Source organism: Enterobacter sp. CPE_E1241 (assembly GCF_045618265.1).
GTDB classification, from domain to species: Bacteria; Pseudomonadota; Gammaproteobacteria; order Enterobacterales; family Enterobacteriaceae; genus Enterobacter; species Enterobacter adelaidei.
Map to the genome: position 1 here is coordinate 2263403 of NZ_JBIWYV010000001.1, position 24667 is coordinate 2288069.

The following is a 24667-nucleotide window of genomic DNA, read 5'->3' on the forward strand; positions in this document are numbered from 1 at the left end:
TTGACAACGAGTGACCATTTTATACTTTGGTTACCTTCTGTTTTGTCATAAGCCATTCAGACGGGACAATCAACCAGATGGGGTAAGTGTATCACTGTTTTTCGCGCGCGATGGCATCTATCTGTGGCGATGTGTGAGGGTTTCAGTGCAATTCCTTTGCACTGAAACGAGAGTATTTTTCTTAAGGAGAGCGTGGACGTAATATTTTTTCAACGATGAGCAACAGACGTTTGCGTGTTACGAATCGGTGTAACTGCCCCAGTAGCCAGTTGCCACACCCGGTAATCAGATAGCTGCGGTTAGCATCGACAGCCCTTAATGCCAGGGTAACGACTTTATCCACTGGCATCCTTTTACCTACCGAGGCTTCTTCGGCATTGACCACATCAAAAAAGGCCGTGTCCGTTGCACCGGGGCAAAGCGCCAAAATGCGAATACCCTGTGTGCGGTATTCTGCCCAAAGCGCACTCGAGAAGGAGAGTAAAAAAGCTTTTGTTGCGCCATAAATCGCCATGTAGGGGTCCGGTTGTAGCGCCGCGGTTGAAGCCACATTGATGATCACCCCAGACCCTTTCTTGAGCATTCCGGGTAGTATCGCGTGAGTCAGTTCCACGGGTACCAGGCAGTTCACGTTTATCTCATCACGCTGACGATCGATGGACAGTTTTCCGAAGGGACCATAGGTGGCGAACCCGGCGCAATTGATCAGAATGTCGGGGTAACGTCTTAATTTTTCCAGCCGTTCCGTAATGGCAGAAATGGCATCTGGTTCCACTAAGTCCTGGACAATAATAGCGATTGATACACCATGCGTTTTGACTAGCTCTGTAGCAAGTGCCTGTAGCTTTTTCTCGGAGCGGGCGATCAGAATCAATGACACGCCGCGGTTCGCAAGTTGCCGGGCGAAATCACGACCAATTCCCGAGGACGCCCCGGTAATCAACGCTGTTTTTCCTGTATAATCAAAAGAATTCATATTTTAAATCCCGTATCCCTGATAGGTGCAACACAGGATAAACCGTGCACTTAGGTACACGGTCAAGCGTGATTTTTATAAGGTGAGGGCGGCGCGATGCGAATTGGCGAACTGTGTGCGAAAACGGGATTGTCAAAAGAGACGGTACGTTACTATGAAAAGCAGGGGTTGTTAGAGAATATCCCGCAACCTAATCGTAGCAACAACTACAAAGTGTATTCCGCGGTCGATTTACAGCGATTGAAAATGATCAAGCATGCCAAAATGCTGGGCTTTACCTTAGCCGAAATATCAGACGTTTTAGCTGTTTGGGTCGATGACAAATTTACTGCAGAGCAGAAAAAAGCGTCTCTGCACAGCAAGTTGCAGCAGCTGGAAGAGAAAGAAGCGGCGTTAATTGAACTCAGAGCCAGGATAATTAACGCCATTAATAAGGTTGGCGAACCTTGCGTAGATGAATTTTGATAGACCGAGAGAGGAGGCCGCAAAAACCGATGCGGCCTTATATGTCAGGCAGCCAGTTCAGGCATCTGCTCCTTCACAAAATTCAATACCTTTTTCGCGTCCAGAGACGCATATGGCAGACTCTCAACAATGGCGATTGAACGCGTATTCCCCACCGTTTCTTTTATCTCATCGAGTTTGTACTGAATATGCGGCGCAATGAGGAAACCATCGAAAGCGGGAGCGACACTGGCGAAATTATCCAGCCCTACAGCGCTAATCATCAGCGGATAGCCTTCGCGTTCTGCCAGAGACTGCATCTTTTTGGCGAGCGAGTTTGCGGTATTGCCAAACAAACAACATATCAGAAGCTTTTTCATGTTTTGTTCCTCCTGAAAACCGCTCTTAGGGTAGTCCTGAGGGTGTCACCGAAATGCGTGCTGTCTCTTATTTCGGCGACAAATTAATGCTCTTTTAGCCAGTAGAGAAAAAACTGACTAAATGCCGTGACCTGAAGCGGCTGTAATTTGCGCTGCGGGTAAACAAACTGCAGCCCGACGTCTTTGCGGTCGTAACGGCTAAACCCGGTAAAGCTGTCGGCAAACAGCACCGTAAGTTTTCCGCTCTCAATATCGTCTTTAACGTCCCACCACGATTTTCCTGCAATACCTGCGCCACTGAGCGCCCACTGACGAAGCAATGCTCCGTCGTCGCACACCATGGCAGGTTCTATACGAACGATGGTTTCTTCTCCCTCACTTTCAAAACGCCATTCGTTCATCACCACGCCCTGAGACTCAAGTGCCAGGCATCGGTGCTGGGCTAAATCGGCAAAGGTGGAGGGGGTACCACGATCGCTAAGATACGCCCCGGAGGCGACCAGCACCCGATGATTCGGACGGATATTTCTGACGACAAGGCTGCTGTCCGGCAGGTTGCCGAAACGCACGCTCATATCCAGCCGGTTAGCGACCAGATCCTCAACATGCTCCCTTAAGTAGATGAAAAATTTCACTTCAGGATGGCATCGGGAAAATTCAAGAACGGCGGGGCTAAGATACTGTCTGCCAAAGTCAGAGGGTGCAGAAAGGCGAATGTTGCCGCTGAGTACACCTTCTTTTTGCGTCAGTAACGACTCGGCGTGATGCATCTCTTCCAGCACGCGAAGCGCGGCATGGTAAAACTCTTCGCCTGCACGGGTCAGCGTAATGGCGCGCGTAGAACGATGGAACAGGCGTGTCTGGTAACGCTCTTCAATCGCTTTTAACCTGGCCGTCATGGTGGCAGGGGAAAGCGACAGGCGTCGTCCGGCGGCGGAAAGACCACCCGCCTCGGCAACTTCAACCAGTAATGCCATGTCTTCAAGTTTTCCCATTATTCATTTTTTCCGAAAAGTGCATCTGTTTTTGCTGTAATTATCAAAAGAAGAGGTGAGCTGTAAAGTGATTTCATCCAAACCACTCGAGATGAAATCATGAACCGTACTTCACTTTTTGAACGTTACAGGTTAGGTGAGCTAAACCTCAAAAATCGTATCGTTATGGCGCCGATGACCCGCGCGCGTTCCCTTCAGCCAGGAAATATTCCGACCTCACTGATGGCTGAGTATTACCGACAGCGTACCAGCGCGGGATTGATCATTACGGAAGCCACGCAGATCTCGCCTCAGGGCCAGGGATACTCATGGACACCCGGCATCCATTCGCCGGAGCAGGTTTCAGGATGGCAACTCACGACGGGCGCTGTGCATCAGGCGGGTGGGGTGATTTTTTCTCAGCTCTGGCACGTCGGCCGGATGTCGCACGCCAGTTTTCACAAGGACGGTAAGCCCGTCGCCCCTTCAGCACTGGCGCCGGACGCCAAAGTGTGGGTGGTGAATGAACAGGGGGAAGGTCAAATGGTTGACTGCCCGCAGCCGAGAACGCTCTCGCGAAAGGACATTCACAGCATCATCGCGGATTACCGCCAGGCGGCACTGAATGCCGTTCAGGCCGGGTTTGACGGCGTAGAGGTTCACGGCGGAAACGGCTATCTGATCGACCAGTTCCTGCGCCAAACCTCCAACAAACGTACGGATGAGTATGGCGGCACGCTTGCTAACCAGATCCGCTTTGCCCAGGACGTGTTGAACGCGATTGCGGAGGCTATTGGTCCCGAGCGTACGGGCATCCGGCTTTCACCGTTTATTACCCAACGTGGGATGAACGATCCGCAGGTGACGGAAGCCATACTCGCTCTTGCGGCCTGGTGTGAGCAAAAAGGGATCGCGTTCATCCACCTGGCGGAAGCTGACTGGGACGATGCGCCTCAGGTGCCTGACCATTTCCGTCAATCGCTTCGCGAGACGTTTAGCGGAACCCTTATCGTCGCAGGAAACTATGACCTTGATAAAGCGGAAAAAATACTTGCTGCCGGTTATGCCGATTTGATTGCGTTCGGACGGCCGTTTATTGCCAACCCGGATTTACCTCACCGGCTGGCGCACCAGTTGCCTCTGGCTCAGGTGCTAGACCCCGCCACGTTGTTTGGTGGCACTGCGACGGGATATACCGATTATCCAATATACAACCTGCAAGAGAATGATCTGCAGTTATCTAAATGAGGTGTCGAGAGAGATTATGAAATATTCAACATTTTTTGCCCCAGGCATAATGGCGTTTATTCTTGCTGGTACTACGGGAACCGCATTTTCGGCCCAGGTTGAACTGGTGAAGCCGGAACATCTTATTGTCGATAAAAGCCTGACGCAGACGCAATTAGCGGCGAATGAATATGTTGCCAGAGAGTATGCAACGTTCTGGAATACGGGGAAAGAGTCCCTGGCCCGTGATGCCCTGGCGATTAATTTTATTGATAAAACGCCTCCTGAAGGTCGCAAGCAAGGTCCAGAAGGCGCTATTCTAGCTTCCCGGGCATTTCGTACGGCCGTACCTGATTTACGCTGTGACGTTGAGCAAATGATTATTTCGGGTAGCCGTGTCGTATCCCATTTACATTTTCACGGCACATTCACCGGGACATTTGGCAAGCTAAAAGGAAAGGGGCAGAAAATAGATTTTATCGCCACGGATATTTATGAGATCGGTGACGGCAAAATTGTGGCTAACTGGCATATTGAGGACAACCTGACGCTGATGAAGCAACTGGGGGCGTTGTAAATTCATCACTCCGGGGTCTGCCCGGAGTGATGCGAAAATCCTATAAACCCAGATCGCTCAGAGAGGGGTGATCGTCCGGGCGTATGCCCAGTGGCCAGTGGAACAGTCGCTCTGATTCGTTGATCGGCATATCGTTGATACAGGCAAAACGACGCTTCATGAGCCCATTCGGCTCAAACTCCCAGTTTTCATTGCCGTATGAACGGAACCAGTTGCCTGAATCATCATGCCATTCATAGGCGTAGCGAACCGCGATCCGGTTATCCGTAAATGCCCAGAGCTCTTTAATCAGGCGATAATCCAGCTCTTTTTTCCATTTCCGCTCCAGAAACGCCTGGGCCTCTTCACGGTTGGTGGCGAATTCCGCACGGTTGCGCCATTGGGTATCAAGTGAATAGGCGAGTGCGATTTTCGCCGGGTCGCGACTGTTCCAGCCATCTTCTGCCAGTCTGACTTTTTCGATAGCACTTTCACGCGTGAAGGGCGGTAAAGGAGGACGTGTGTTCATGGCGATTACCTCAGGATTATATTATGTAGACAGATCTGTCTACTTGCGGTAATCTATGCCTGTGAAATAACGTTGTCAACATCCGTTTTGAGGCTACCGAAAAGTGAAAACAGACCCCGTAAGCAACGATACAAAAATCAGCGTCAGGGATAAGATATTACTGACGGCGCACGATCTGTTTTATTCCAAAGGTTTCAGGGCGACGGGGGTGGATACGCTGATTAAAGCGTCGAAAGTGACAAAAGTGACTTTCTATCGCCATTTCCCGAGTAAAAGTTTACTTATTCTTGCCTATTTGCACTATCGGCATGAAATATGGATTAGCTGGTTTGAGTCCACGCTGCGTCGACATCTCGTTGAAGGTAAAATACCTTCTGATGCGATATCTGAAACGCTTTACGAATGGTTTATTTCGTCTGATTTCCACGGCTGCGCGTTTATTAATGCCAGCGCAGAGGCAAAATCGGAAGATATTGAAAGCGAAATAAAAGAGATATGCCGCGATCATAAAATCGAAACAAAGAAAATCATTGCGCAGATGACGGGCATGACGAATGAGAACGTCGCCAACGAAATCATGTTGCTGATTGACGGCGCAATTATCCATGCACAAATGGGCATGGATACGGATGATGTCATCACTCCGTTGAAGAGGGCATTAGCCGGGTTGATAGGGGGTTAATGAGACTTCCCCTTAACCCTCAGCGCGGCGGCTGATGAACGTTTTCAGTATTTCTCCTGCACTATGAATATGTCGCATGACTTCAGCCCGTGCTTTCTCTGCATCCCGTTCCTTGCAGGCTGTAAGGATGCCTGCATGGTCATCCTGAAAAACTGGGGTTTCGGAAAGGAGCTTTCGCTGGAGATATTCATATCGCTCTATCTGGTTGCGGGTATCATTAATCAACTTCAGCAGGCGTTGGTTTTTGCAACCACTGTAGATAAGATCGTGGAACTCCCGGTTTAGTGCGCCCTGCATTTCAAATTCAGTCGTTCTGGCGAGCAGCGAATGCGTCAGTTCTGCTCTCGCCAGCGTATCAGAATTCACCATTTTCGCGCTCTGAAAGACGGCTTCACCTTCCAGCAAGGCGCGTAGGGAGTAAATCTCATCCAGATCCTCAACGGATAGCGTTCTGACAACAGCGCCGCGATTCCTGAAAATTTCCACCAGCCCATCGCGTTCAAGCTGTCTGATCGCTTCTCTCATGGGAATTCGGCTGACAGAGAAATAACTGGCGAGATCCCTTTCAACAAGCCTTTCTCCATCACGCAGACGTCCGCTGTTGATCATCTTTCTTAATTCACTGGCGAGCACGTCCGGGGTCGAAAGGGCATTCAGTTGCATACTGTTTCTCCTGAAAAGATGGAATAATGGTATACCATCTGCTAGCTTACGTCGAGTCAGGGGATGTGCGAACAAACATCGCGAGTAAAACCCATCGGGTATCATTATCGGGAGTATCAAGATGAGCCATCGTGAGCATCATTATCAGGTTAAGGTTGAGTGGAAAGGGAACAAAGGCCGTGGGACGGAAGCCTATAAAGCCTATGATCGGCTTTATGACATCACGGCGGGTGATAAATCTCCGATTGCAGGTTCATCAGACCCTGCATTTCTTGGTGATGCATCATGCTGGAATCCTGAAGATCTTCTTGTCGCGTCAGCCTCTGCCTGTCACAAATTATGGTATTTGCATCTTTGCGCTGAAGCGGGGATAAGCGTTTATACCTATATTGACCGGGCGGAAGGAACGATGCGCGAAGGAGAAAAGGGATGTTTCACCTCTATTGTGCTCAAGCCCGACATTACGCTTCGTCCTGGGGATGATATCGATCGCGCTGTGGCACTTCATCACCGCGCGCATGAGCTTTGCTTTATTGCTAACTCGCTGAATTTCCCTGTGACGTGCGAGCCAACAATACTGCATAGCGCCAGCTCACACGTCGATGAGCAATAACGCTAAGCGTTGAATAACCTTCACACCGGAAATGAGCAAATGGCCTGTAACCGTACTTTCGCTCTCGATATAAGCTGGAAAACGCTGCTGAAAGACGCGGGGCTTGAGCCAGTACACATTCTCCGCAGGGCAGGATTACCTGACGATCTCTTTTTGCAAAAAGCGCGCGGACTCGATACGCATGAATACATCCGCTTCTGGAGCGCGCTGGAGGCCGAAACGAACCATCCTGCCTTTCCCGTACCGCTCATTGAGTTGATCTCAGCGGATGTGTTTGATCCACCACTTTTTGCCGCACTGTGTAGCAGCAATATGATGCAGGCTGTCCAGCGTCTGGCCAGATATAAACAGCTTATTGCACCCATGGTTCTGGAAACAACGGTGGAACAAAACGGCATACTTACCGTTTCACCGCGCTGGCTCTATGCGATAGCTATCCCGCCGTCTCTGCAGGTGGCAGAGCTGGGCTTCCTGCTCAAGCTTCTGCGGCTGGGGACCCGCGAACCGGTTAACCCCTTACAGGTCCGTGTCTCTGCACTGCCGTCAGCGGTTCAGAACAGCCACTTTTCCCATTTCTTTGGAACTGACGTGCAATATGGAGAACAGCCTGCCATCAGCTTTTCCTCGACTGATGCTCTTCGGCCGTTTTTAACGGCAAATGAGGGGATGTGGCAGGTATTTGAACCAGAACTTCAGCGTCGTCTCAGTCAGTTAAATGAACTGGCTTCAACCGCCGAGCGCGTTCGTGCGGTACTCCTGGAACTTATTCCCGGTAACGAAGCGACTATTGAAAAAGCGGCGGAGCGTCTGGGAATGAGCAAACGCACGCTGCAACGCAGGCTTGAGCAGGAAGGGGGCAACTTTCGCAACCTTGTTAATGCTTGTCGTGAACACCTGGCCCGTCATTATCTTCGTAATACGCGTCTTTCCGGGTATGAGATCGCATTTTTGCTTGGCTTTGAAGATCCTAACTCATTCTATCGCGCATTTATGGCCTGGACGGGCCAGACCCCTGAAGCGGCCAGGACAGCCATGCGTCTTGAGTAAACAGGTGCATATTTATCGCTCTGATGGCGCAGTTTGCGAGTCATATGGCGCGGTACGCTAGTTAACGTAGGGCCGAAGGAGGGCAAAATAACGACAGTCTACTCACCGAGGTATTTATGTTTACTCAGGACAAGAAAACCGCGCTGGTCACCGGTGCATCGTCAGGTATGGGCAAAGTCATCGCCCGTCGTCTTATTCAGGATGGCTATCAGGTTTACGCTGCTGCCCGTAGCGTTGAGAAAATGAACGATCTCGCCCAGCTTGGTGCGTGCGCTCTGCGGATGGATATCTCGCGTGATGAAGACATTTTGGCTGCAGTAGATACCATCGTGTCGCAGACAGGTGGGGTTGACGTACTGGTCAACAATGCGGGTTTTGGGCTCTATGGACCGGTAGAAGAGATCGGTATTGATGAAGCTCGCTATCAGTTTGAGGTGAACGTGTTTGGAGCGGCCCGCCTTACGCAACTGCTGCTCCCGGCCATGCGCGCCAGACGCCGTGGTTACATTATCAATATCACTTCAATAGGAGGGAAAATTTACACCCCCCTGGGAGCCTGGTATCACGCTACGAAACATGCACTCGAAGGATGGTCTGACTGTCTGCGTCTTGAAGTGGCTGAATATGGAATTAAGGTTGTGATTGTTGAACCGGGTTTAATCGAGACAGGCTTTGGTGAAGTGGTCAGCGGCAGTATTGTCAAACGTTCAGCTAGTGGCCCTTATGGTCATCTGGTGGGGAAGGTGGCGAACTCGGTCAAAAATGCTTACGGGAATGGCAGAGGCAGCGACCCGAAGGTGATTGCGGACGTGGTTGCCCGCGCCGTTAACAGTCCTCATCCGCGTACACGCTATGCTGCCGGCAAGTATGCAAAGATGCTCATCCGCATGCGCGTCTGGTTGGGTGACCGTCTGTTCGATCGCGTTATTCTTAGCCAGACCCGATGAACCGAGCGCCGAGGATAAAAAACCTCGGCCTCCGCATGCACCGCTACACAACGCTGTAAACACCGGCTCCCCAGTACCCCTTACCAGGGCGAGTCTGTTCTTTCCAGCCTAATGCGATCAGTTCTTTTGCAATAAACTGGTTCATGATCCCGTGTCCCATGAGCAAGACGGGTCCGTCGGAGCCCTTAGCCGCCGTCACGAGGAGCTCTGCCGCCTTAACGGCACGACTTTTTGCCATTCTTACGCACTCTACCTCTCCCGACAGGCCACAGAGCCAAAGTACTCGAAATAACGCTGCCCAATGAAAAGGTGATAACCGCAATCCCGGAATACGAAATACCGGCAGCTCTGCCTCCCGAAACACGTCATCAATGAAGCCAGGCTCACACCCCAGTGTTTTTAACGATGAGAGGGCTCTCGGAAGCGGACTGCTGATGAAGGTGAGTGCGCGATAAATCAGCACTTTACTGATTTCCGGCGGCATATCGCGGCCCGTAGAAGAGAGATTATAGTTGTCGATCCATTCCGGCATTTCCCTGCACGACACTTTTGGCGCGCCTGCGTATTGGGGCTTTCCATGTCGCATCAAAATAATTTCCATAAAAATCTTATCGTCTGTCATCCGCTCGTCGCAGGCAGACTAGCGCGTTCTGGCGAAAATGTTCTACCACTTGTTTTAGTGGGGAGTACGCGTTCTATATAACGAGCAGGGGGAAGGCATCTATCCGGTCTACATCATTAGTCATTCGAAGTATAGTTTTAACCAACTGAAATATAAATGATATAAAAAAAATCCCCACACAAACTTGGACAAATAACAACAATTGTGTAAGTTTTAATTATGCGATTACGCCACGTTATATACAGCCGGGATGTGACCCATGAGCACGTTGCACACTGTCGTGAGTCGTTTTGTGAATTACTACACCGCACTGGATAGCCAGCCACCCTCTGCGCTGGCTGAGCTTTATCATTCAAATGCCACGCTTATCGATCCGTTCGGCGAGCATCAGGGGATTTTTGCGCTTCAGCGCTATTTCACCCATCTGCTGGCCAATGTCGAAGATTGCCGTTTCACTATCGATCCGCCGCTGTGCAGCGAAAGCTGCTTTGCGGTCACCTGGGTAATGCACTGGTCGCACCCGCGCATTGCGGGTGGAGAGCCGCTCGAACTGCCGGGGTGTTCGGTAGTGGAGACGGAAAACCATCTCATCACGCGTCAACGTGATTACTACGATGCGGGAGAGATGCTCTACGAACACCTTCCTCTGTTTGGCTGGGCGGTACGCGGCGTGAAGCGGAGGGTGAAATCATGAAGACGGTGCTCATTACTGGCGCAAGCTCGGGTATTGGCGCCGGGCTGGCGAAATCATTTGCCGCTGACGGCTACCACGTGATTGCCTGCGGGCGCGACCCTGCACGTCTTGAAGCCCTGCACCAGAGTTGCCCCAATCTTACCGTTCGCCTGTTCGATATGACAGACAGGGACGCCTGTCGCCAGGCCCTGACCGGCAGCTATGCCGATTTGATCATTCTTTGCGCCGGTACATGCGAATACCTCGATCATGGCGAGGTAGATGCGGCGCTGGTGGAACGCGTTATGGCGACAAACTTCCTCGGCCCGGTGAATTGCCTTGAGGTGCTGCAGTCGCAGATGGCTGTTGGCAACCGTGTGGTGCTGGTGAGCTCGATGGCCCACTGGCTTCCATTTCCACGCGCCGAGGCCTACGGCGCGTCCAAAGCGGCGCTGAGCTGGTTTGCCGAGAGCTTGCGTCTTGACTGGGAGCCAAAAGGGATTGCTGTCACGGTTGTTTCTCCGGGTTTTGTTGACACGCCTCTGACGCGCAAAAATGATTTTGTCATGCCTGGCCGGGTGACTGTCGACGACGCGGTTAAGGCGATCCGCACCGGGCTGGCGGCAGGAAAAATGCATATCGCGTTTCCTGACGGTTTCGGCCTGATTATGCGATTACTCTCCGGACTGCCTGCGTTTCTTCAGCGCGCGCTGCTGCGCAGGATGGTGCGTTCATGAACATTGCGATTATCGGCAGCGGCATCGCCGGCCTGACCTGCGCCTGGCGCCTGGCCGGGCACCATCGGGTGACGCTGTTTGAAGCGGGAGCCACGCCCGGCGGCCATACCGCAACGGTTGACGTGACGACACCTCAGGGCACATACGCGATCGATACCGGGTTTATCGTCTACAACGACCGCACCTACCCGCGGTTTATGGGGCTACTCAGCGAGCTGGGCATCAGCGGGCAAAAAACGCAGATGAGCTTTTCGGTGCACAATCCCGCGACGGGGCTGGAGTACAACGGACACACCCTGACATCGCTGTTTGCCCAGCGTCGAAATCTGGCGAATCCGACGTTCTGGCGGCTGCTCGGGGAGATCGTCCGCTTCAATCGGCTGGCGAAAGAGACGCTGGCTGGGGAGGTGGACCCGAATGCCACGCTACAAACGTTTCTGGAGCAGCACGGCTTCACGCCGTTTTTTGCGCGCCACTACATTCTGCCGATGGGGGCCGCCATCTGGTCATCGTCGTTGCAGGAGATGAAGCGTTTCCCCTTGCCGCTCTTTTTACGCTTCTTTCACCATCATGGCCTGCTGGATATCACCCATCGCCCGCAGTGGTACGTGGTACCCGGCGGCTCGCGGGAGTATATCCGCGCCATGCTGGACAAATTGGGCAACCGCATGACGCTACACCTCAACGTGCCGGTGCAGCGGGTGAGCCGACACGCTCGCGGGGTTACGCTTCAGCTTGAAAACGGCAGCCATACCTTCGACCAGGTCATTTTTGCCTGCCACTCCGACAGTGCCCTGGCGATGCTTGATGACCCCACGCCCGCAGAGCGCGAGGTGCTGGGCGATATCGGCTGGCAGCGCAACGAGGTCGTTTTACACAGCGATCCGCGCTGGCTGCCGGTGCGGCAGCGGGCATGGGCCAGCTGGAACTACCGCCTGAGCGAACACGAGCAGGCCAGCGCCTGTGTTACCTACAACATGAATATTTTGCAGGGGTTGCCTGTGGGTAGCCCGCTGTTCTGCGTCACCCTGAACCCGGACACGCCGGTGGATGAACGCTTCGTTCTGCAACGTTTTGTTTATGAACATCCGCTTTTTAACCCGAAAAGTTGGCGGGCACAGGCGCGGCGGGGCGAGATCAACGGCCACCAGAGAAGCTGGTTTTGCGGGGCCTACTGGTACAACGGTTTTCATGAAGATGGCGTGCGCAGCGCGCTGGACGTGGTCAATGCGATAGCGTCCGGAGAGGGGAACTGAGATGAACAGCTGCCTCTATCATGGCGTACTACGCCACCGTCGCCTTCAGCCGAAAACCCATGAATTCCGCTACACCGTCTTTATGGCCTGGCTGGATCTGGATGAACTGCCGCTGCTGGCCTCCGTCGGCGTGCGGCGCAATCGCTTTGCCGCCGCCGCGTTTTATGACGCGGACTATCCGCTCGGCTCGCCGCTCAAAGAGAACGTGCTGAACAGGCTGGAAAGCCTGACCAGAGAACGCCCGGACGGGCGGGTGATGCTTCTGACGCAGTTGCGCTATTTCGGCTTTCATTTCAATCCGGTCAATTTTTACTACTGCTACGACGGGAAGGGAACGCTGCGCTGGGTGCTGGCGGAGGTCCGCAACACGCCGTGGAATGAACGTCATTACTATGCCGTTAACGGACAAAATGCGCAGCCCACGGAAAAAGCATTTCACGTTTCCCCCTTCAACCCGATGGACATGGTCTATCACTGGCGCTTTAACGACCCGGATAACACGCTGCATATGCACATTGAAAATCATCAGGAAGGGAAAGTTTTCGATGCCACGCTGGCGCTACGCCGGGCGCCTCTGACACGCCCGGCACTGCGCTCACTGCTATTGCGCATCCCGCTCATGACCCTGAAAACCGTTTTTGCCATTTACTGGCAGGCGCTGCGCCTGTGGCTCAAGCGTGTGCCGCTGTATAACCATCCCGTCAGCAGGAGTGAACGCTCATGACCGATCCTGTCTTTGCGCTTGAACCCGATATCCCGCGCAACGTCCGCATCGCGCGCTGGCTGCTTTTTCGTTTGCTAAGCGGTATTCGCGGCGGCTCGCTGACGCTGCGCGAAGGGGCACAAACTTTCCATTTTGGCGAGACATCCTCCGCGCTGCATGCGGATGTGCAAATCCTTTCTCCCGGCGTCTACTGGCGTGTCTTAACCGGCGGTAGCCTTGCCGCGGCAGAAGCCTGGATGGACGGCGAATGGGAAACCACGCAACTCACGCCGCTTCTCGAGCTGTTGGCGCTTAACGGCGAGGTACTTGGCCGTCTGGAGAAAGGATTCCGTTTTCTCGGCAAGCCTCTGGAGCGCTTACGTCACTGGACGCGGCGTAATTCCCGCGCGCAGGCACGTGAAAATATTGCCGCCCATTACGATCTGGGCAACACCTTTTATGCCCATTTTCTGGATAAGGAACTGCTCTATTCCAGCGCGCTATTTACCGCGGACGAGCAGGATCTTACGGCGGCGCAGCAGGCAAAAATGGCGCGTTTGTGCGAACAACTGGCTCTGAATGAGACCGATCACCTGCTGGAAATTGGCACGGGCTGGGGTGCGATGGCGGAATACGCCGCGCGTCACTACGGCTGTCGGGTAACCACTACCACGTTGTCGAAAGAGCAATATCTCTGGGCGACGGAGCGGATCGCCCGCGCCGGATTGCAGGATCGCGTCGAGGTACTGCTTTGCGATTACCGTGACCTTACCGGGCAGTATGACAAGCTGGTCTCAATAGAGATGATTGAAGCCGTAGGGCAGCGCTACTTGCCAGTGTTCTTCCGTACCTGCCAGGCGCGGCTGCGTCCGGGAGGTCGCATGGCAATTCAGGCCATTACCATTCAGGACCAGCGCTATCGCGACTACAGCAAAAGCGTCGATTTCATCCAGCGCTATATTTTTCCCGGCGGCTTCTTGCCGAGCATTACCGCGATGAATGAGCTGATGACACGCCACACCGATTTCGTGGTGCGTAATCTCTTCGACATGGGGCCTGACTACGCCCGCACGCTGGCCCACTGGCGGCAGCGCTTTATCCATACCTGGCAGGAGATTGAAAAACTCGGGTTCGACGATCGTTTTCGCCGGATGTGGCTTTACTACTTTGGCTACTGCGAAGCCGGGTTTAACGCCCGCACCATTAGCGTGGTGCAGTTGACCGCTGAGCGCGTATGAAACGATACATTCAGGTCTTCCTGCTGGCCATCGCGTTCGATCTTTACTGGGCGCTGGTGGTGCTTTTTCGAGAACAGGGCCTGATTATCTGGCTCGCGCTGGCGATCCTTGCCTGTCTGTTGTTGCCGTCAGCATACCGTCTGTACGCAATTGGTCTGGCCGCAGCGGGCTGCCTGCTGGATGCGCTCTGGGCGTTAACGGGGCTGATTTCCTTCAGGAGCGAGTCCCTGATACCGCTATGGATGGTGGCATTGTGGCTGATGTTCGCCACCGTCTGGACACAGCTTACGCTCACTACGACCTTACCCGGCTGGCTGCTGACGCTGCTGGCGGCCACAGGAGGACCGGTGGCGTACCTGATTAGCGAGCGACTGGGGGCCATCACGTTTCTGGAGCCGACCTTTATCGTCGTCAGTTGGATGGTGCCGGGCTGGCTGGTGTTGATGCTGTTTTTCCACCTGCTGTTGGGGAGACAAAAATGAGGTCTGCCGTTTTGCTTATCTGGCTGATGACCATGTCCCCTCTGGTTCAGGCGGCCGACTGGCTGGCCTGGCGTAAGGTAGGGGATGCCACGCTGACGTGGGGACCGTTCACCGTCTATACCTCCCAACTGCGCACTCCCGATGGTCGATACAGCCGGGAAAATCAGGATCAGGCGCTAATTATTACCTATGCGCGCGATATCGATGGCGAATATCTGGTTGAAGCGACCCGCGACCAGTGGAAGGCTCAGGGGATCCTGGCGCAGGAACCGCAAAGCGAAGCCTGGCTGCGTATGCTTCAGTCACTGTGGCCGGATGTCAGACCGGGTTCGCAACTGGCATTTGTCATCAATGATAAGCAGGGGCAGTTCTGGTATCGCGAACCCACTCCCCAGAAAAGTTTTATTCCCCTGGGACCACGCCAGTCAGAAGCATTCAGTACTCGCTTTCTGGCGATCTGGCTTGGCCCACGCACGCAGTATCCAGACCTGCGTCAGCAGTTAATCGGAGGCCAAAAATGAAACGTATCCTGATGATGGCACTGGCATTCTTGATGCTGCTGGCCGGCTGTAGCACCGACGTGACCGAGTATCGCCAGCAGCAGCCACGGCTCGATATCTTCCACTATTTCCAGGGCAAAACCGAAGCGTGGGGGATGGTGCAGGATCGCAGCGGTAAGCAGATCCGCCGTTTTCATGTGGAGATTACCGGGGACGTTATCGGCGATACGCTGACGCTCAATGAACACTTTGTTTATGACGACGGTGAAAAGCAGCAGCGGGTCTGGCATATCCGCCGCGTGGGGAACGATCGCTACGAGGGAACGGCAGGGGACATTGAAGGGGTCGCCACCGGGCAGGCAGCAGGCAACGCCTTTAACTGGCATTACAGCATGAATGTGAAGGCTAACGGCAGTACCTGGCTGCTCAAGTTTGACGACTGGATGTACCTGCAGGATGAGACACATCTGTTCAACAAAACCGAGATGAAGAAGCTGGGCGTCACCGTCGCCACGGTGACGCTGTTCTTTACCCGGAAGGGTGAGTGATTCGCCGTTATGCGAGCTCTTTGCGAATAATCTCCGCCCCGGCGCTCAGGGCCTTCAGTTTACCGTTGGCAACCTGACGGGAAAGAGGAGCCATACCGCAGTTGGTTGATGGGTAAAGCTTATCGGCATCAACAAACTGCAGGGCTTTACGCAGCGTATCGGCCACTTCTTCTGGCGTTTCGACGCTGTTAGTGGCGACATCAATCGCGCCAACCATCACTTTTTTACCGCGAATCAGCTCCAGCAGATCCATCGGTACGCGGGAGTTGTGGCACTCCAGGGAGATAATGTCGATGGTAGAGGTCTGCAGTTTAGGGAAGGCCTCTTCGTACTGGCGCCACTCCGAGCCGAGCGTCTTTTTCCAGTCAGTGTTGGCTTTAATACCGTACCCGTAGCAGATATGTACCGCCGTTTCACATTTCAGGCCTTCAACGGCGCGTTCCAGCGCGGCGATGCCCCAGTCGTTGACCTCATCAAAAAAGACGTTAAACGCCGGCTCATCAAACTGAATAATATCGACGCCAGCTGCTTCTAATTCTCTTGCTTCCTGATTCAGGATTTTGGCGAACTCCCAGGCCAGCTTTTCACGGCTTTTATAGTGCGCGTCGTAAAGGGTGTCGATCATGGTCATCGGCCCGGGCAGGGCCCATTTGATTGGCTTGTCCGTGAGCTGGCGTAGGTACTTCGCGTCATCCACGAATACCGGTTTCTGGCGCGCAACGGCAGAGACCACGGTCGGCACGCTGGCGTCATAGCGGTTACGAATGCGTACGGTCTGGCGGTTTTCAAAATCAACGCCGCTCAGGTGTTCAATAAAGGTGGTGACAAAGTGCTGGCGGGTTTGTTCACCGTCGCTGACGATATCAATACCCGCACGGATCTGCTCATCCAGAGATAAACGAAGTGCGTCCTGTTTCCCCGCGAGTAATTCCTGATCCTGTAATTTCCAGGGTGACCACAGCGTTTCAGGTTGAGCAAGCCAGGTCGGCTTAGGCAGGCTGCCAGCCGTAGAAGTCGGGAGCAATGTTTTCATAGTAAAAGACCTTTTTTGATGTATTAAAGCGTGTAGTTATCAGACCACTGCTCAAGAATGTGTTGGTAAGGCTTAATGAAGTATTCTTCGGTAAATCGACCCTGTTCAATCGCCAGACGGCTTCGCTCTTCGCGGTCATAAACAATTTTTGTTAATGAGTGATCCTGCTGGTTCAGATCCGGTCGATAGCAAAGTCCCGCCGCCGAGTTAGCGTTATAAATTTCCGGGCGATAGATTTTCTGGAACGTTTCCATCGTGCTGATGGTGCCGATCAGTTCCAGATCGGTGTAATCACTCAGCAAATCGCCGGTAAAAAAGAACGCAAAAGGTGCGACGCTGTTTTCAGGCATGAAATAGCGTACGTTCAGGCCCATCTTCGCGAAGTACTGTTCTGTTAAAGACTCGCCATCTGGCTGATACTCGATGCCGAGCACAGGGTGCTCGTTTCCCGTACGGCGGTAGGTATCTTTGCTGGAGACGCTCAGGCAAATTACAGGTGCCTTATTGAAGTTCTCTCTGTACTCCGATGAGCTCATAAAATGGCGGAAGATATTGCCATGCAGTTCGCCAAATTTTTCCGGAATGCTGAAGTGTTGCTGGTTCTTGTTGTGCTCAAGCAGCAGCACGCTGAAATCATAATCCCGCACATACGACGAGAAGTTATTCCCGACAATGCCAGGGATACGCTGGTTGTTTTTCTTGTCGACAATAGTGGTCTGCAGTATCTCAATGGCCGGGAATGCTTTCTCAGCACCGATGTTCATCTCAACTGAAATGATTTCAAGTTCGACCGCATAGCGATCGGCATTTGGGTTATCCCAGCGCGCCAGGGCGTTAAAACGGTTGTTGATCATCACCAGCGTATTGCGCAGGTTTTCCTGACGCTTTTCCCCGCGCGCCAGGTTGGCAAAGTTGGTGGTCGTACGCGTATTTTCAGACGGGTTGTAATTCTCATCGAAGCAACTGCGCTTAAGGGTATATGTGAAAGCTTTGCTCATTGTGGTTATGCATCCTAAGTTCATGTTGCCAAGAAGTTACCGATGCATAATTTATGCCTGAGCCCGCGGCAGAGGGGAAGTGACTTAATTTCAATGCAACATGAGGGAAGTTCATGATGTTGATCACATTTTCTGACCACGCTAGATCATCATGAATTTTTTAGCGAAACAGACTGCTTCTTGCCTGCCGATGTAGGGTCCGTAGTTGTCGATTACGCTGTAGCCATTCCGCTCATAGAAATTCACAGCGCGCCTGTTCACTTTTCGTGTTTCAAGCAAGATTTCACCGTAGCCTAAATTTTGCGCAGAGGCTTCAAGAAAAGCCAGTAAAGCCTGCCCAATACCGGGTTCGCTTCGGTCGGAGTACATTCGCTTAAGTTCGGCAACTTGCCCGGAGAGCGGGCGCAATGCCGCACATCCCACGGCGTCACCCTTGTCATTTTTAGCGACAACCCACAGCGTGCGTTCGGCCATCATGGCGTCGACGTTAAAATGTTGTGTACCGCCATCCCCGGTAATCGCTGCCAGTTCTGATGACAGATTTTCAATGAGGCGTTGGGATTCGGACGCGTGCAGGTCTGCGACTTTAATCGTTATCATGGGTGTATCCCGTGTGCTTTATTTGGCAGCCGCCAAATTATCAGACAGTTAAGGCGAGCTGTCCTATGTTTTACTTATGTTTCGGCACGGGCTTAATGACGCTATAATCCCCAAAATTTCCAATCGGTTTAGAAACGATCATGACAAAACTCACCTTACAAGAGCAGATGCTGAAAGCAGGCCTGGTCAGCAGCAAGAAAGCGGCGAAAGTGCAGCGCACGGCAAAGAAATCACGCGTTCAGGCGCGTGAAGCTCGGGAAGCGGTAGAAGAGAACAAGAAAGCGCAGATCGAGCGAGATAAACTGCTGAGCGAGCAGCAAAAACAGGCAGTACTGGCGAAAGAGTTTAAAGCCCAGGTGAAACAGTTGATTGAGATGAACCGCATCACCGTTTCAAGGGGCAACATCACCTTTAACTTCACCGACGGTAATCTGATCAAGAGAATCGAGGTTGATAAGCAGACTCAAACTCAGTTGATTAACGGTCGTCTGGCGATTGTCCGCCTGGTCATCAACGCCAGCGGTGACTGTGAATACGCAATTATCCCGGCGGTGGTGGCAGACAAAATTGCCCAGCGCGATGCCGACAGTATCGTATTAAACAGCGCGCTAAGCCAGGAAGAGCAGGACGAAGACGATCCGTACGCGGACTTCAAAATTCCGGACGATTTGATGTGGTAAATCCCCTTCAGAACGGGGCGGCGTGACGGGCGTTAACCGGCTCTCCGCTCACGGGATGAATAAAATTCAATTCGCAGGCATGCAGCATCAGCCGGGGCACGTCTTCCGCCCCCGGTACTTCAAGACCACCATACAGATCGCAGCCCAGAATCGGGTGCCCCAGCTGCTGGCAGTGAATGCGCAGCTGGTGGGTTCGCCCGGTCTCCGGGGTGAGTTTCACCCGTGTTAACGGCAGGCCCGTCTCCTGATAAAACCGTTCCACCACCCGATAGTGGGAGCGGGCGGGTTTACCGTTTTTCGCGCAGATCGACATCAATGGGAATAGCGCCGGATCTTTGGCAATCGGCGCATCAATTACACCTTCGTCATTTTCAACATGTTCGCAAAGCAGGGCGCTGTAGACTTTCTCCACGCTACGCTGGCTGAACTGTTCGCACAGTGCGGCATTGATAGCTTTATTGCGCGCAACCACCATCAACCCTGAGGTACCAAAATCCAGGCGGTGTACCAGCGTGCAGCCAGGGAACGTCTGGACCAGACGATAATGGACAGAATCGAGGTTTTGCGGATTTTTGCCCGAGAGGCTGAGCAGACCGGAAGGTTTATTGATCAGCAGCAGATGTTCATCCTGCCAGAGGATCTCGATGTCGTCGTGACACGGTGGGGCAATAAAAGAATCAATAATCGCAGACATCAGGCCGCCCGGCTGGAGAGTGGGAGCGGATGATAACGAAATGCGGAGAAAAGAAAAACCCTCCCACCGGGCGGTGAGAGGGGAATATCTTAAGCAGCTACGAAACTGTCGATAGCAGATTTCGCATCGGTCTGCGCTTTGGTCGCCATTTCAGGACCGTAGGCAATACCTTCAGCGAACACGAAGTTCACATCAGTGATACCGATGAAGCCCAGGAAAACGGTCAGATATGGTGCAACCAGGTCGGTTGGGGTGTCTTTGTGGATACCGCCACGGCTGGTCAGTACGATCGCACGTTTACCTTTTACCAGGCCTTCAGGACCGTTCTCGGTGTAACGGAAGGTTACGCCAGCACGCGCCACCAGGTCGAAATAGTTCTTCAACTGAGTTGGGATGTTGAAGTTGTACATTGGGGCGTTAATGACGATAACGTCGTGCGCCTGCAGCTCAGCAATCAGTTCGTCGGACAGGGCCAGAGCTTCCTGCTGACGTGGGCTCAGTGGTGCATCGCTTGGACGCAGCGCGCCAACCAGCTCGCCGTCCAGCACAGGAATTGGGTTTGCAGCCAGGTCACGCACGGTGATTTCGTCAGCAGAATGCTGTTCACGCCACTGTTCAACGAAGTAATCAGACAGCTGACCAGACTGAGAGTACCCTGCCAGAATACTGGATTTCAAAACTAATACTTTGCTCATGGGTGATTCCTGTTATTGCATTTGATTGAAGGGGGTTGCCCCGTTGCTTGTTGACACTCTATTCACAATCCTGCCATAGAGATAGCGCAATATATCGAAGCCTATGTTCGAATTTTTTGAATAAGGCGCTGAAAGCACCAATGTGGTACTCTATAGCAATCATTAAAAAGAGATTTTACCTGGCAGTGCACTGCCCGTTAACGCTATGACAGAACAACAAAAACTCACCTTCGCGATGCTACTGCAACAGCTTGATTCGCTGACGCTGCGTGATAAACAGCGCTTTGCCCGACGTTTACACGGCGTGAAGAAGGTTAAAAATCCTGATGCACAACAGGCCATTTACCAGGATATGGCAAAAGAGATTGAACAGGCGGCAGGGAAAGTTGTGCTGCGTGAAGCTGCACGTCCGGCGATCAATTACCCGGATAACCTGCCCGTCAGTCAGAAAAAACAGGACATCCTCGAAGCTATCCGCGATCACCAGGTGGTGATTGTCGCCGGCGAAACCGGTTCGGGGAAAACCACCCAGCTGCCGAAAATCTGTATGGAGCTTGGCCGCGGGATCAAAGGGCTGATCGGCCACACCCAGCCGCGTCGTCTGGCGGCGCGTACTGTTGCGAACCGTATTGCCGAAGAGCTGCAAACGGAGCCGGGCGGTTGCATCGGTTACAAAGTGCGATTCAGCGACCACGTTAGCGATAACACCATGGTCAAGCTGATGACCGACGGTATTCTGCTGGCGGAAATCCAGCAGGATCGCCTGCTGATGCAGTACGACACCATCATTATTGACGAAGCGCACGAACGCAGTCTGAACATCGACTTCCTGCTCGGCTACCTGAAAGAACTGCTGCCGCGTCGCCCGGATCTGAAAATCATCATCACCTCCGCAACCATCGACCCGGAACGCTTCTCGAAGCATTTCAACAATGCGCCGATTATCGAGGTGTCTGGACGCACGTATCCCGTGGAAGTGCGCTATCGCCCGATTGTGGAAGAGGCGGATGATACCGAGCGTGACCAGCTGCAGGCTATTTTCGATGCCGTTGACGAACTGGGTAACGAAAGCGCGGGTGATATTCTGATCTTTATGAGCGGCGAGCGCGAAATTCGCGACACCGCCGACGCGCTCAGCAAGCGCGATCTGCGCCACACGGAGATCCTGCCGCTGTACGCACGTCTGTCAAACAGCGAACAGAACCGCGTGTTCCAGGCGCACAGCGGGCGACGTATCGTGCTGGCGACCAACGTGGCGGAAACCTCGCTGACCGTACCGGGGATCAAATACGTTATCGACCCGGGTACGGCGCGTATCAGTCGCTACAGCTATCGCACCAAAGTTCAGCGCCTGCCGATTGAGCCGGTTTCCCAGGCCTCGGCGAACCAGCGTAAGGGCCGCTGTGGTCGTGTGTCAGAAGGGATCTGTATTCGTCTTTACTCTGAGGACGATTTCCTGTCGCGTCCGGAATTTACTGACCCGGAAATTCTGCGTACCAACCTGGCGTCCGTTATCCTGCAGATGACTGCCCTGGGGCTGGGCGACATCGCGGCGTTTCCGTTCGTGGAAGCGCCGGACAAACGCAATATTCAGGACGGTGTACGTCTGCTGGAAGAGCTCGGCGCTATTACCACCGATGAGCAGGCAACGGCTTATAAGCTGACGCCGCTGGGCCGTCAGCTCAGCCAGTTGCCGGTCGACCCGCGTCTGGCGCGTATGGTGCTGGAAGCACAAAAACACGGCTGCGTGCGTGAAGCGATGATCATCACCTCGGCGCTCTCCATTCAGGATCCGCGTGAACGTCCGATGGACAAACAGCAGGCGTCTGATGAAAAACACCGCCGCTTCCACGACAAAGAGTCCGATTTCCTCGCCTTCGTGAACCTGTGGAACTACCTCGGCGAGCAGCAGAAAGCGCTCTCCTCGAACCAGTTCCGCCGCCAGTGTCGCGTGGATTTCCTCAACTACCTGCGCGTACGCGAGTGGCAGGATATCTACACCCAGCTCCGCCAGGTGGTGAAAGAGCTGGGCATTCCGGTCAACAGTGAACCGGCGGAATACCGGGAAGTGCATATCGCACTGCTGACCGGTTTGTTGTCCCATATCGGGATGAAGGACGCAGAAAAGCAGGAGTATACCGGCGCGCGTAACGCCCGTTTCTCCATCTTCCCCGGTTCCGGCTTATTCAAAAAACCGCCGAAATGGACCATGGTGGCCGAGCTGGTGGAAACCAGCCGTCTGTGGGGGCGCATTGCGGCGCGTATCGATCCGGAATGGGTTGAGCCGGTGGCGCAACATCTGCTGAAACGCTCGTACAGTGAGCCACACTGGGAGCGTGCGCAGGGCGCGGTAATGGCAACTGAGAAGGTGACCGTCTACGGTCTGCCAGTTGTTGCCGCGCGTAAGGTTAACTACAGCCAGATTGATCCGGCGTTGTGCCGCGAGCTGTTTATCCGCCATGCGCTGGTGGAGGGTGACTGGCAGACGCGCCACGCCTTCTTCCGCGAAAACCTCAAGCTGCGCGCCGAGGTGGAAGAGCTGGAACACAAATCCCGCCGTCGCGACATTTTGGTGGACGACGAGGCGCTGTTTGAGTTTTACGATCAGCGCATCAGCCATGATGTGATCTCTGCCCGTCACTTCGACAGCTGGTGGAAGAAGGCCAGCAAAGAGACGCCAGACCTGCTCAACTTTGAGAAGAGCATGTTGATTAAGGAAGGGGCGGAGTCAGTCAGCAAACTTGATTACCCGAACTTCTGGCATCAGGGCAACCTCAAGCTGCGGTTGACCTATCAGTTTGAACCCGGCGCAGACGCGGATGGGGTGACCGTACACATTCCGCTACCACTGTTAAACCAGGTGGAAGAGAGCGGGTTCGAGTGGCAAATTCCTGGCCTGCGTCGCGAACTGGTCATTGCATTAATCAAATCGCTGCCGAAACCGGTGCGCCGTAACTTTGTGCCTGCGCCAAACTATGCGGAAGCCTTTTTAGGCCGCGTCACGCCGCTGGAACTGCCGCTGCTGGACGCGCTGGAGCGTGAATTCCGACGCATGACCGGCACGACCATCGACCGCGATGACTGGAACTGGGATCAGGTGCCCGATCACCTGAAAATCAGCTTCCGCGTGGTGGACGATAAAAACAAAAAGCTGCAGGAAGGGCGTTCCCTGACCGAATTGAAAGAGGCGTTGAAAGGCAAAGTCCAGGAGACGCTCTCTGCGGTTGCGGATGACGGTATTGAGCAGAGCGGATTGCACATCTGGAGTTTTGGCCAGCTTCCGGAAAGCTACGAGCAGAAGCGCGGTAACTATAAGGTGAAGGCCTGGCCTGCGCTGGTCGATGAGCGCGACAGTGTGGCGATCAAGCTGTTTGATAACCCGCAGGAACAGCAGCAGATGATGTGGCGCGGCCTGCGCCGCTTGCTGCTGTTGAATATCCCGTCGCCGATTAAGTATCTGCACGAGAAGTTACCGAACAAAGCCAAACTGGGGCTGTACTTTAACCCATACGGTAAAGTGCTGGATCTGATCGACGACTGCATCTCCTGCGGCGTGGACAAACTGATCCACGAGGCGGGTGGTCCGGTCTGGACGGAAGCAGGTTTTGCTCAGCTTCATGACAAGGTGCGCGCGGAGCTGAACGACACGGTGGTAGATATTGCCAAACAGGTCGAGCAAATCCTCACCACCGTTTTCAATATCAACAAACGTCTGAAAGGGCGCGTGGATATGACCATGGCGCTGGGGCTGTCAGATGTAAAAGCACAGATGGCCGGGCTGGTGTACCGCGGGTTTGTCACCGGAAACGGCTTTAAGCGACTCGGCGATACGTTGCGTTACCTGCAGGCGATTGAAAAACGGCTCGAGAAAATGGCTATCGACCCACATCGCGATCGCGCTCAGATGTTGAAAGTGGAGAGCGTGCAGCAGGCGTGGCAGCAGTGGCTGAATAAACTGCCACCGACACGCCGCGACGATGAAGACGTTCAGGCAGTCCGCTGGATGATCGAAGAGCTCCGTGTCAGCTTCTTTGCCCAGCAGCTCGGTACGCCGTATCCGATTTCGGATAAACGTATTTTGCAGACAATGGAGCAGATTTCCGGTTAAAACCCTTGCCCGGTGGCGCTGCGCTTACCGGGCCTACGGAAGAAAATGTAGGCCGGGTAAGG

General features: G+C 53.6%; 28 protein-coding genes. 17 read left to right on the forward strand and 11 right to left on the reverse strand.

Features of this window, described 5'->3' with window-relative positions:
• Positions 1-181: 181 nt before the first annotated feature.
• Positions 182-976, reverse strand: a complete 795-nt coding sequence (locus ACJ9Y9_RS11065; protein WP_028017512.1) for an SDR family oxidoreductase — start codon at positions 974-976, stop codon at positions 182-184.
• A 96-nt stretch (positions 977-1072) separates the two neighbouring features.
• On the opposite strand from ACJ9Y9_RS11065, the gene ACJ9Y9_RS11070 reads away from it, so the two are divergent.
• Complete coding sequence (locus ACJ9Y9_RS11070; RefSeq protein ID WP_028017511.1) at positions 1073-1441, forward strand: MerR family transcriptional regulator; 369 nt, start codon at positions 1073-1075, stop codon at positions 1439-1441.
• Between the two features lie 44 nt (positions 1442-1485).
• Here ACJ9Y9_RS11070 and ACJ9Y9_RS11075 read toward each other — a convergent pair whose 3' ends face one another.
• Both ACJ9Y9_RS11075 and ACJ9Y9_RS11080 read right to left on the reverse strand, forming a co-directional pair.
• The gene (locus tag ACJ9Y9_RS11075; RefSeq protein ID WP_028017510.1) at positions 1486-1800 is read right to left on the reverse strand and encodes a PTS sugar transporter subunit IIB; all 315 of its coding nucleotides are present in this window, start codon (positions 1798-1800) and stop codon (positions 1486-1488) included.
• Between the two features lie 83 nt (positions 1801-1883).
• Positions 1884-2795 (reverse strand): LysR family transcriptional regulator, encoded by a 912-nt coding sequence (locus ACJ9Y9_RS11080; protein WP_028017509.1) that lies wholly within the window; start codon positions 2793-2795, stop codon positions 1884-1886.
• A 99-nt stretch (positions 2796-2894) separates the two neighbouring features.
• Here ACJ9Y9_RS11080 and ACJ9Y9_RS11085 point away from each other — a divergent pair, with 99 nt between their 5' ends.
• Positions 2895-4022 (forward strand): alkene reductase, encoded by a 1128-nt coding sequence (locus ACJ9Y9_RS11085; protein ID WP_028017508.1) that lies wholly within the window; start codon positions 2895-2897, stop codon positions 4020-4022.
• A gap of 16 nt (positions 4023-4038) precedes the next feature.
• Positions 4039-4578 (forward strand): ester cyclase, encoded by a 540-nt coding sequence (locus ACJ9Y9_RS11090; protein WP_108089977.1) that lies wholly within the window; start codon positions 4039-4041, stop codon positions 4576-4578.
• Positions 4579-4618: 40 nt separating this feature from the next.
• Here ACJ9Y9_RS11090 and ACJ9Y9_RS11095 read toward each other — a convergent pair whose 3' ends face one another.
• Positions 4619-5086 (reverse strand): nuclear transport factor 2 family protein, encoded by a 468-nt coding sequence (locus ACJ9Y9_RS11095; protein WP_032666829.1) that lies wholly within the window; start codon positions 5084-5086, stop codon positions 4619-4621.
• A gap of 103 nt (positions 5087-5189) precedes the next feature.
• Here ACJ9Y9_RS11095 and ACJ9Y9_RS11100 point away from each other — a divergent pair, with 103 nt between their 5' ends.
• Complete coding sequence (locus ACJ9Y9_RS11100; protein ID WP_028017505.1) at positions 5190-5768, forward strand: TetR/AcrR family transcriptional regulator; 579 nt, start codon at positions 5190-5192, stop codon at positions 5766-5768.
• Positions 5769-5780: 12 nt separating this feature from the next.
• Here the strand turns inward: ACJ9Y9_RS11100 and ACJ9Y9_RS11105 are convergent, their stop codons facing one another.
• Entirely contained in the window at positions 5781-6431 is a 651-nt protein-coding gene (locus ACJ9Y9_RS11105) for a GntR family transcriptional regulator (protein ID WP_028017504.1), read from the reverse strand.
• A 121-nt stretch (positions 6432-6552) separates the two neighbouring features.
• On the opposite strand from ACJ9Y9_RS11105, the gene ACJ9Y9_RS11110 reads away from it, so the two are divergent.
• The 3 genes from ACJ9Y9_RS11110 (at position 6553) to ACJ9Y9_RS11120 (ending at position 9038) form a co-directional block, all read left to right on the forward strand.
• Positions 6553-7044, forward strand: coding sequence for an OsmC family protein (locus ACJ9Y9_RS11110; protein WP_028017503.1), 492 nt, complete (start codon positions 6553-6555; stop codon positions 7042-7044).
• 39 nt (positions 7045-7083) lie between these two features.
• Positions 7084-8091, forward strand: a complete 1008-nt coding sequence (locus tag ACJ9Y9_RS11115; protein ID WP_028017502.1) for an AraC family transcriptional regulator — start codon at positions 7084-7086, stop codon at positions 8089-8091.
• A 116-nt stretch (positions 8092-8207) separates the two neighbouring features.
• Positions 8208-9038: an oxidoreductase gene (locus ACJ9Y9_RS11120; protein ID WP_028017501.1), complete on the forward strand. Its 831-nt coding sequence runs from the start codon at positions 8208-8210 to the stop codon at positions 9036-9038.
• A 43-nt stretch (positions 9039-9081) separates the two neighbouring features.
• Here ACJ9Y9_RS11120 and ACJ9Y9_RS11125 read toward each other — a convergent pair whose 3' ends face one another.
• On the reverse strand, positions 9082-9660 hold the full coding sequence (locus ACJ9Y9_RS11125) for a histidine phosphatase family protein (protein WP_028017500.1): 579 nt from the start codon (positions 9658-9660) through the stop codon (positions 9082-9084).
• A gap of 259 nt (positions 9661-9919) precedes the next feature.
• On the opposite strand from ACJ9Y9_RS11125, the gene ACJ9Y9_RS11130 reads away from it, so the two are divergent.
• Genes ACJ9Y9_RS11130 through ACJ9Y9_RS11165 form a run of 8 tightly spaced genes read left to right on the forward strand, consistent with a single transcriptional unit; the run spans position 9920 to position 15797 of the window.
• Positions 9920-10354 carry a nuclear transport factor 2 family protein gene (locus tag ACJ9Y9_RS11130; RefSeq protein ID WP_407226104.1) on the forward strand — a complete coding sequence of 145 codons (435 nt, stop codon included), beginning with the start codon at positions 9920-9922 and terminating at the stop codon, positions 10352-10354.
• Positions 10351-11070, forward strand: coding sequence for an SDR family NAD(P)-dependent oxidoreductase (locus ACJ9Y9_RS11135; RefSeq protein ID WP_028017498.1), 720 nt, complete (start codon positions 10351-10353; stop codon positions 11068-11070). Before ACJ9Y9_RS11130 ends, ACJ9Y9_RS11135 begins: the two co-directional genes overlap by 4 nt.
• Entirely contained in the window at positions 11067-12326 is a 1260-nt protein-coding gene (locus ACJ9Y9_RS11140; protein ID WP_028017497.1) for an NAD(P)/FAD-dependent oxidoreductase, read from the forward strand. Before ACJ9Y9_RS11135 ends, ACJ9Y9_RS11140 begins: the two co-directional genes overlap by 4 nt.
• 1 nt (position 12327) lies before the next feature.
• Positions 12328-13050 carry a DUF1365 domain-containing protein gene (locus tag ACJ9Y9_RS11145; RefSeq protein WP_028017496.1) on the forward strand — a complete coding sequence of 241 codons (723 nt, stop codon included), beginning with the start codon at positions 12328-12330 and terminating at the stop codon, positions 13048-13050.
• Positions 13047-14267 carry a cyclopropane-fatty-acyl-phospholipid synthase family protein gene (locus ACJ9Y9_RS11150; protein WP_028017495.1) on the forward strand — a complete coding sequence of 407 codons (1221 nt, stop codon included), beginning with the start codon at positions 13047-13049 and terminating at the stop codon, positions 14265-14267. The genes ACJ9Y9_RS11145 and ACJ9Y9_RS11150 overlap by 4 nt, the downstream gene beginning before the upstream one ends.
• The gene (locus tag ACJ9Y9_RS11155) at positions 14264-14749 is read left to right on the forward strand and encodes a DUF2878 domain-containing protein (protein ID WP_028017494.1); all 486 of its coding nucleotides are present in this window, start codon (positions 14264-14266) and stop codon (positions 14747-14749) included. The genes ACJ9Y9_RS11150 and ACJ9Y9_RS11155 overlap by 4 nt, the downstream gene beginning before the upstream one ends.
• Complete coding sequence (locus tag ACJ9Y9_RS11160) at positions 14746-15270, forward strand: hypothetical protein (RefSeq protein WP_028017493.1); 525 nt, start codon at positions 14746-14748, stop codon at positions 15268-15270. Before ACJ9Y9_RS11155 ends, ACJ9Y9_RS11160 begins: the two co-directional genes overlap by 4 nt.
• On the forward strand, positions 15267-15797 hold the full coding sequence (locus ACJ9Y9_RS11165; protein ID WP_028017492.1) for a DUF3833 domain-containing protein: 531 nt from the start codon (positions 15267-15269) through the stop codon (positions 15795-15797). The genes ACJ9Y9_RS11160 and ACJ9Y9_RS11165 overlap by 4 nt, the downstream gene beginning before the upstream one ends.
• 7 nt (positions 15798-15804) lie before the next feature.
• On the opposite strand, the gene ACJ9Y9_RS11170 is transcribed toward ACJ9Y9_RS11165, so the two are convergent.
• From ACJ9Y9_RS11170 to ACJ9Y9_RS11180, 3 genes are all read right to left on the reverse strand, one after another.
• A complete protein-coding gene (locus ACJ9Y9_RS11170) occupies positions 15805-16830 on the reverse strand; it encodes a methionine synthase (RefSeq protein ID WP_028017491.1) in 1026 nt (341 codons plus the stop codon).
• 23 nt (positions 16831-16853) lie between these two features.
• Entirely contained in the window at positions 16854-17828 is a 975-nt protein-coding gene (locus tag ACJ9Y9_RS11175) for a DUF1852 domain-containing protein (RefSeq protein WP_028017490.1), read from the reverse strand.
• A 141-nt stretch (positions 17829-17969) separates the two neighbouring features.
• A complete protein-coding gene (locus tag ACJ9Y9_RS11180) occupies positions 17970-18428 on the reverse strand; it encodes a GNAT family N-acetyltransferase (RefSeq protein WP_028017489.1) in 459 nt (152 codons plus the stop codon).
• A gap of 140 nt (positions 18429-18568) precedes the next feature.
• On the opposite strand from ACJ9Y9_RS11180, the gene ACJ9Y9_RS11185 reads away from it, so the two are divergent.
• Positions 18569-19108, forward strand: a complete 540-nt coding sequence (locus tag ACJ9Y9_RS11185; RefSeq protein ID WP_028017488.1) for a DUF2058 domain-containing protein — start codon at positions 18569-18571, stop codon at positions 19106-19108.
• 7 nt (positions 19109-19115) lie between these two features.
• Here ACJ9Y9_RS11185 and ACJ9Y9_RS11190 read toward each other — a convergent pair whose 3' ends face one another.
• Both ACJ9Y9_RS11190 and azoR read right to left on the reverse strand, forming a co-directional pair.
• Complete coding sequence (locus ACJ9Y9_RS11190) at positions 19116-19802, reverse strand: RluA family pseudouridine synthase (protein WP_028017487.1); 687 nt, start codon at positions 19800-19802, stop codon at positions 19116-19118.
• 89 nt (positions 19803-19891) lie between these two features.
• Complete coding sequence (azoR, locus tag ACJ9Y9_RS11195; RefSeq protein ID WP_028017486.1) at positions 19892-20497, reverse strand: FMN-dependent NADH-azoreductase; 606 nt, start codon at positions 20495-20497, stop codon at positions 19892-19894.
• Between the two features lie 205 nt (positions 20498-20702).
• Between azoR and hrpA the strand changes: the two genes are divergently transcribed.
• Entirely contained in the window at positions 20703-24605 is a 3903-nt protein-coding gene (hrpA, locus tag ACJ9Y9_RS11200) for an ATP-dependent RNA helicase HrpA (protein ID WP_028017485.1), read from the forward strand.
• Positions 24606-24667: the final 62 nt, after the last annotated feature.

Bases quoted from the DNA above. Each gene is read 5' to 3' on its own strand.
- ACJ9Y9_RS11165 (WP_028017492.1), top strand. From the start codon at position 15,267: ATGAAACGTATCCTGATGATGGCACTGGCATTCTTGATGCTGCTGGCC.
- hrpA (WP_028017485.1), top strand. From the start codon at position 20,703: ATGACAGAACAACAAAAACTCACCTTCGCGATGCTACTGCAACAGCTT.
- ACJ9Y9_RS11115 (WP_028017502.1), top strand. From the start codon at position 7,084: ATGGCCTGTAACCGTACTTTCGCTCTCGATATAAGCTGGAAAACGCTG.
- ACJ9Y9_RS11170 (WP_028017491.1), bottom strand. From the start codon at position 16,830: ATGAAAACATTGCTCCCGACTTCTACGGCTGGCAGCCTGCCTAAGCCG.
- ACJ9Y9_RS11185 (WP_028017488.1), top strand. From the start codon at position 18,569: ATGACAAAACTCACCTTACAAGAGCAGATGCTGAAAGCAGGCCTGGTC.
- ACJ9Y9_RS11105 (WP_028017504.1), bottom strand. From the start codon at position 6,431: ATGCAACTGAATGCCCTTTCGACCCCGGACGTGCTCGCCAGTGAATTA.
- ACJ9Y9_RS11155 (WP_028017494.1), top strand. From the start codon at position 14,264: ATGAAACGATACATTCAGGTCTTCCTGCTGGCCATCGCGTTCGATCTT.
- ACJ9Y9_RS11180 (WP_028017489.1), bottom strand. From the start codon at position 18,428: ATGATAACGATTAAAGTCGCAGACCTGCACGCGTCCGAATCCCAACGC.
- ACJ9Y9_RS11120 (WP_028017501.1), top strand. From the start codon at position 8,208: ATGTTTACTCAGGACAAGAAAACCGCGCTGGTCACCGGTGCATCGTCA.
- ACJ9Y9_RS11190 (WP_028017487.1), bottom strand. From the start codon at position 19,802: ATGTCTGCGATTATTGATTCTTTTATTGCCCCACCGTGTCACGACGAC.
- ACJ9Y9_RS11150 (WP_028017495.1), top strand. From the start codon at position 13,047: ATGACCGATCCTGTCTTTGCGCTTGAACCCGATATCCCGCGCAACGTC.
- ACJ9Y9_RS11175 (WP_028017490.1), bottom strand. From the start codon at position 17,828: ATGAGCAAAGCTTTCACATATACCCTTAAGCGCAGTTGCTTCGATGAG.
- ACJ9Y9_RS11065 (WP_028017512.1), bottom strand. From the start codon at position 976: ATGAATTCTTTTGATTATACAGGAAAAACAGCGTTGATTACCGGGGCG.
- ACJ9Y9_RS11095 (WP_032666829.1), bottom strand. From the start codon at position 5,086: ATGAACACACGTCCTCCTTTACCGCCCTTCACGCGTGAAAGTGCTATC.
- ACJ9Y9_RS11110 (WP_028017503.1), top strand. From the start codon at position 6,553: ATGAGCCATCGTGAGCATCATTATCAGGTTAAGGTTGAGTGGAAAGGG.
- ACJ9Y9_RS11160 (WP_028017493.1), top strand. From the start codon at position 14,746: ATGAGGTCTGCCGTTTTGCTTATCTGGCTGATGACCATGTCCCCTCTG.
- ACJ9Y9_RS11085 (WP_028017508.1), top strand. From the start codon at position 2,895: ATGAACCGTACTTCACTTTTTGAACGTTACAGGTTAGGTGAGCTAAAC.
- ACJ9Y9_RS11075 (WP_028017510.1), bottom strand. From the start codon at position 1,800: ATGAAAAAGCTTCTGATATGTTGTTTGTTTGGCAATACCGCAAACTCG.
- azoR (WP_028017486.1), bottom strand. From the start codon at position 20,497: ATGAGCAAAGTATTAGTTTTGAAATCCAGTATTCTGGCAGGGTACTCT.
- ACJ9Y9_RS11145 (WP_028017496.1), top strand. From the start codon at position 12,328: ATGAACAGCTGCCTCTATCATGGCGTACTACGCCACCGTCGCCTTCAG.
- ACJ9Y9_RS11070 (WP_028017511.1), top strand. From the start codon at position 1,073: ATGCGAATTGGCGAACTGTGTGCGAAAACGGGATTGTCAAAAGAGACG.
- ACJ9Y9_RS11140 (WP_028017497.1), top strand. From the start codon at position 11,067: ATGAACATTGCGATTATCGGCAGCGGCATCGCCGGCCTGACCTGCGCC.
- ACJ9Y9_RS11080 (WP_028017509.1), bottom strand. From the start codon at position 2,795: ATGGGAAAACTTGAAGACATGGCATTACTGGTTGAAGTTGCCGAGGCG.
- ACJ9Y9_RS11090 (WP_108089977.1), top strand. From the start codon at position 4,039: ATGAAATATTCAACATTTTTTGCCCCAGGCATAATGGCGTTTATTCTT.
- ACJ9Y9_RS11125 (WP_028017500.1), bottom strand. From the start codon at position 9,660: ATGACAGACGATAAGATTTTTATGGAAATTATTTTGATGCGACATGGA.
- ACJ9Y9_RS11135 (WP_028017498.1), top strand. From the start codon at position 10,351: ATGAAGACGGTGCTCATTACTGGCGCAAGCTCGGGTATTGGCGCCGGG.
- ACJ9Y9_RS11130 (WP_407226104.1), top strand. From the start codon at position 9,920: ATGAGCACGTTGCACACTGTCGTGAGTCGTTTTGTGAATTACTACACC.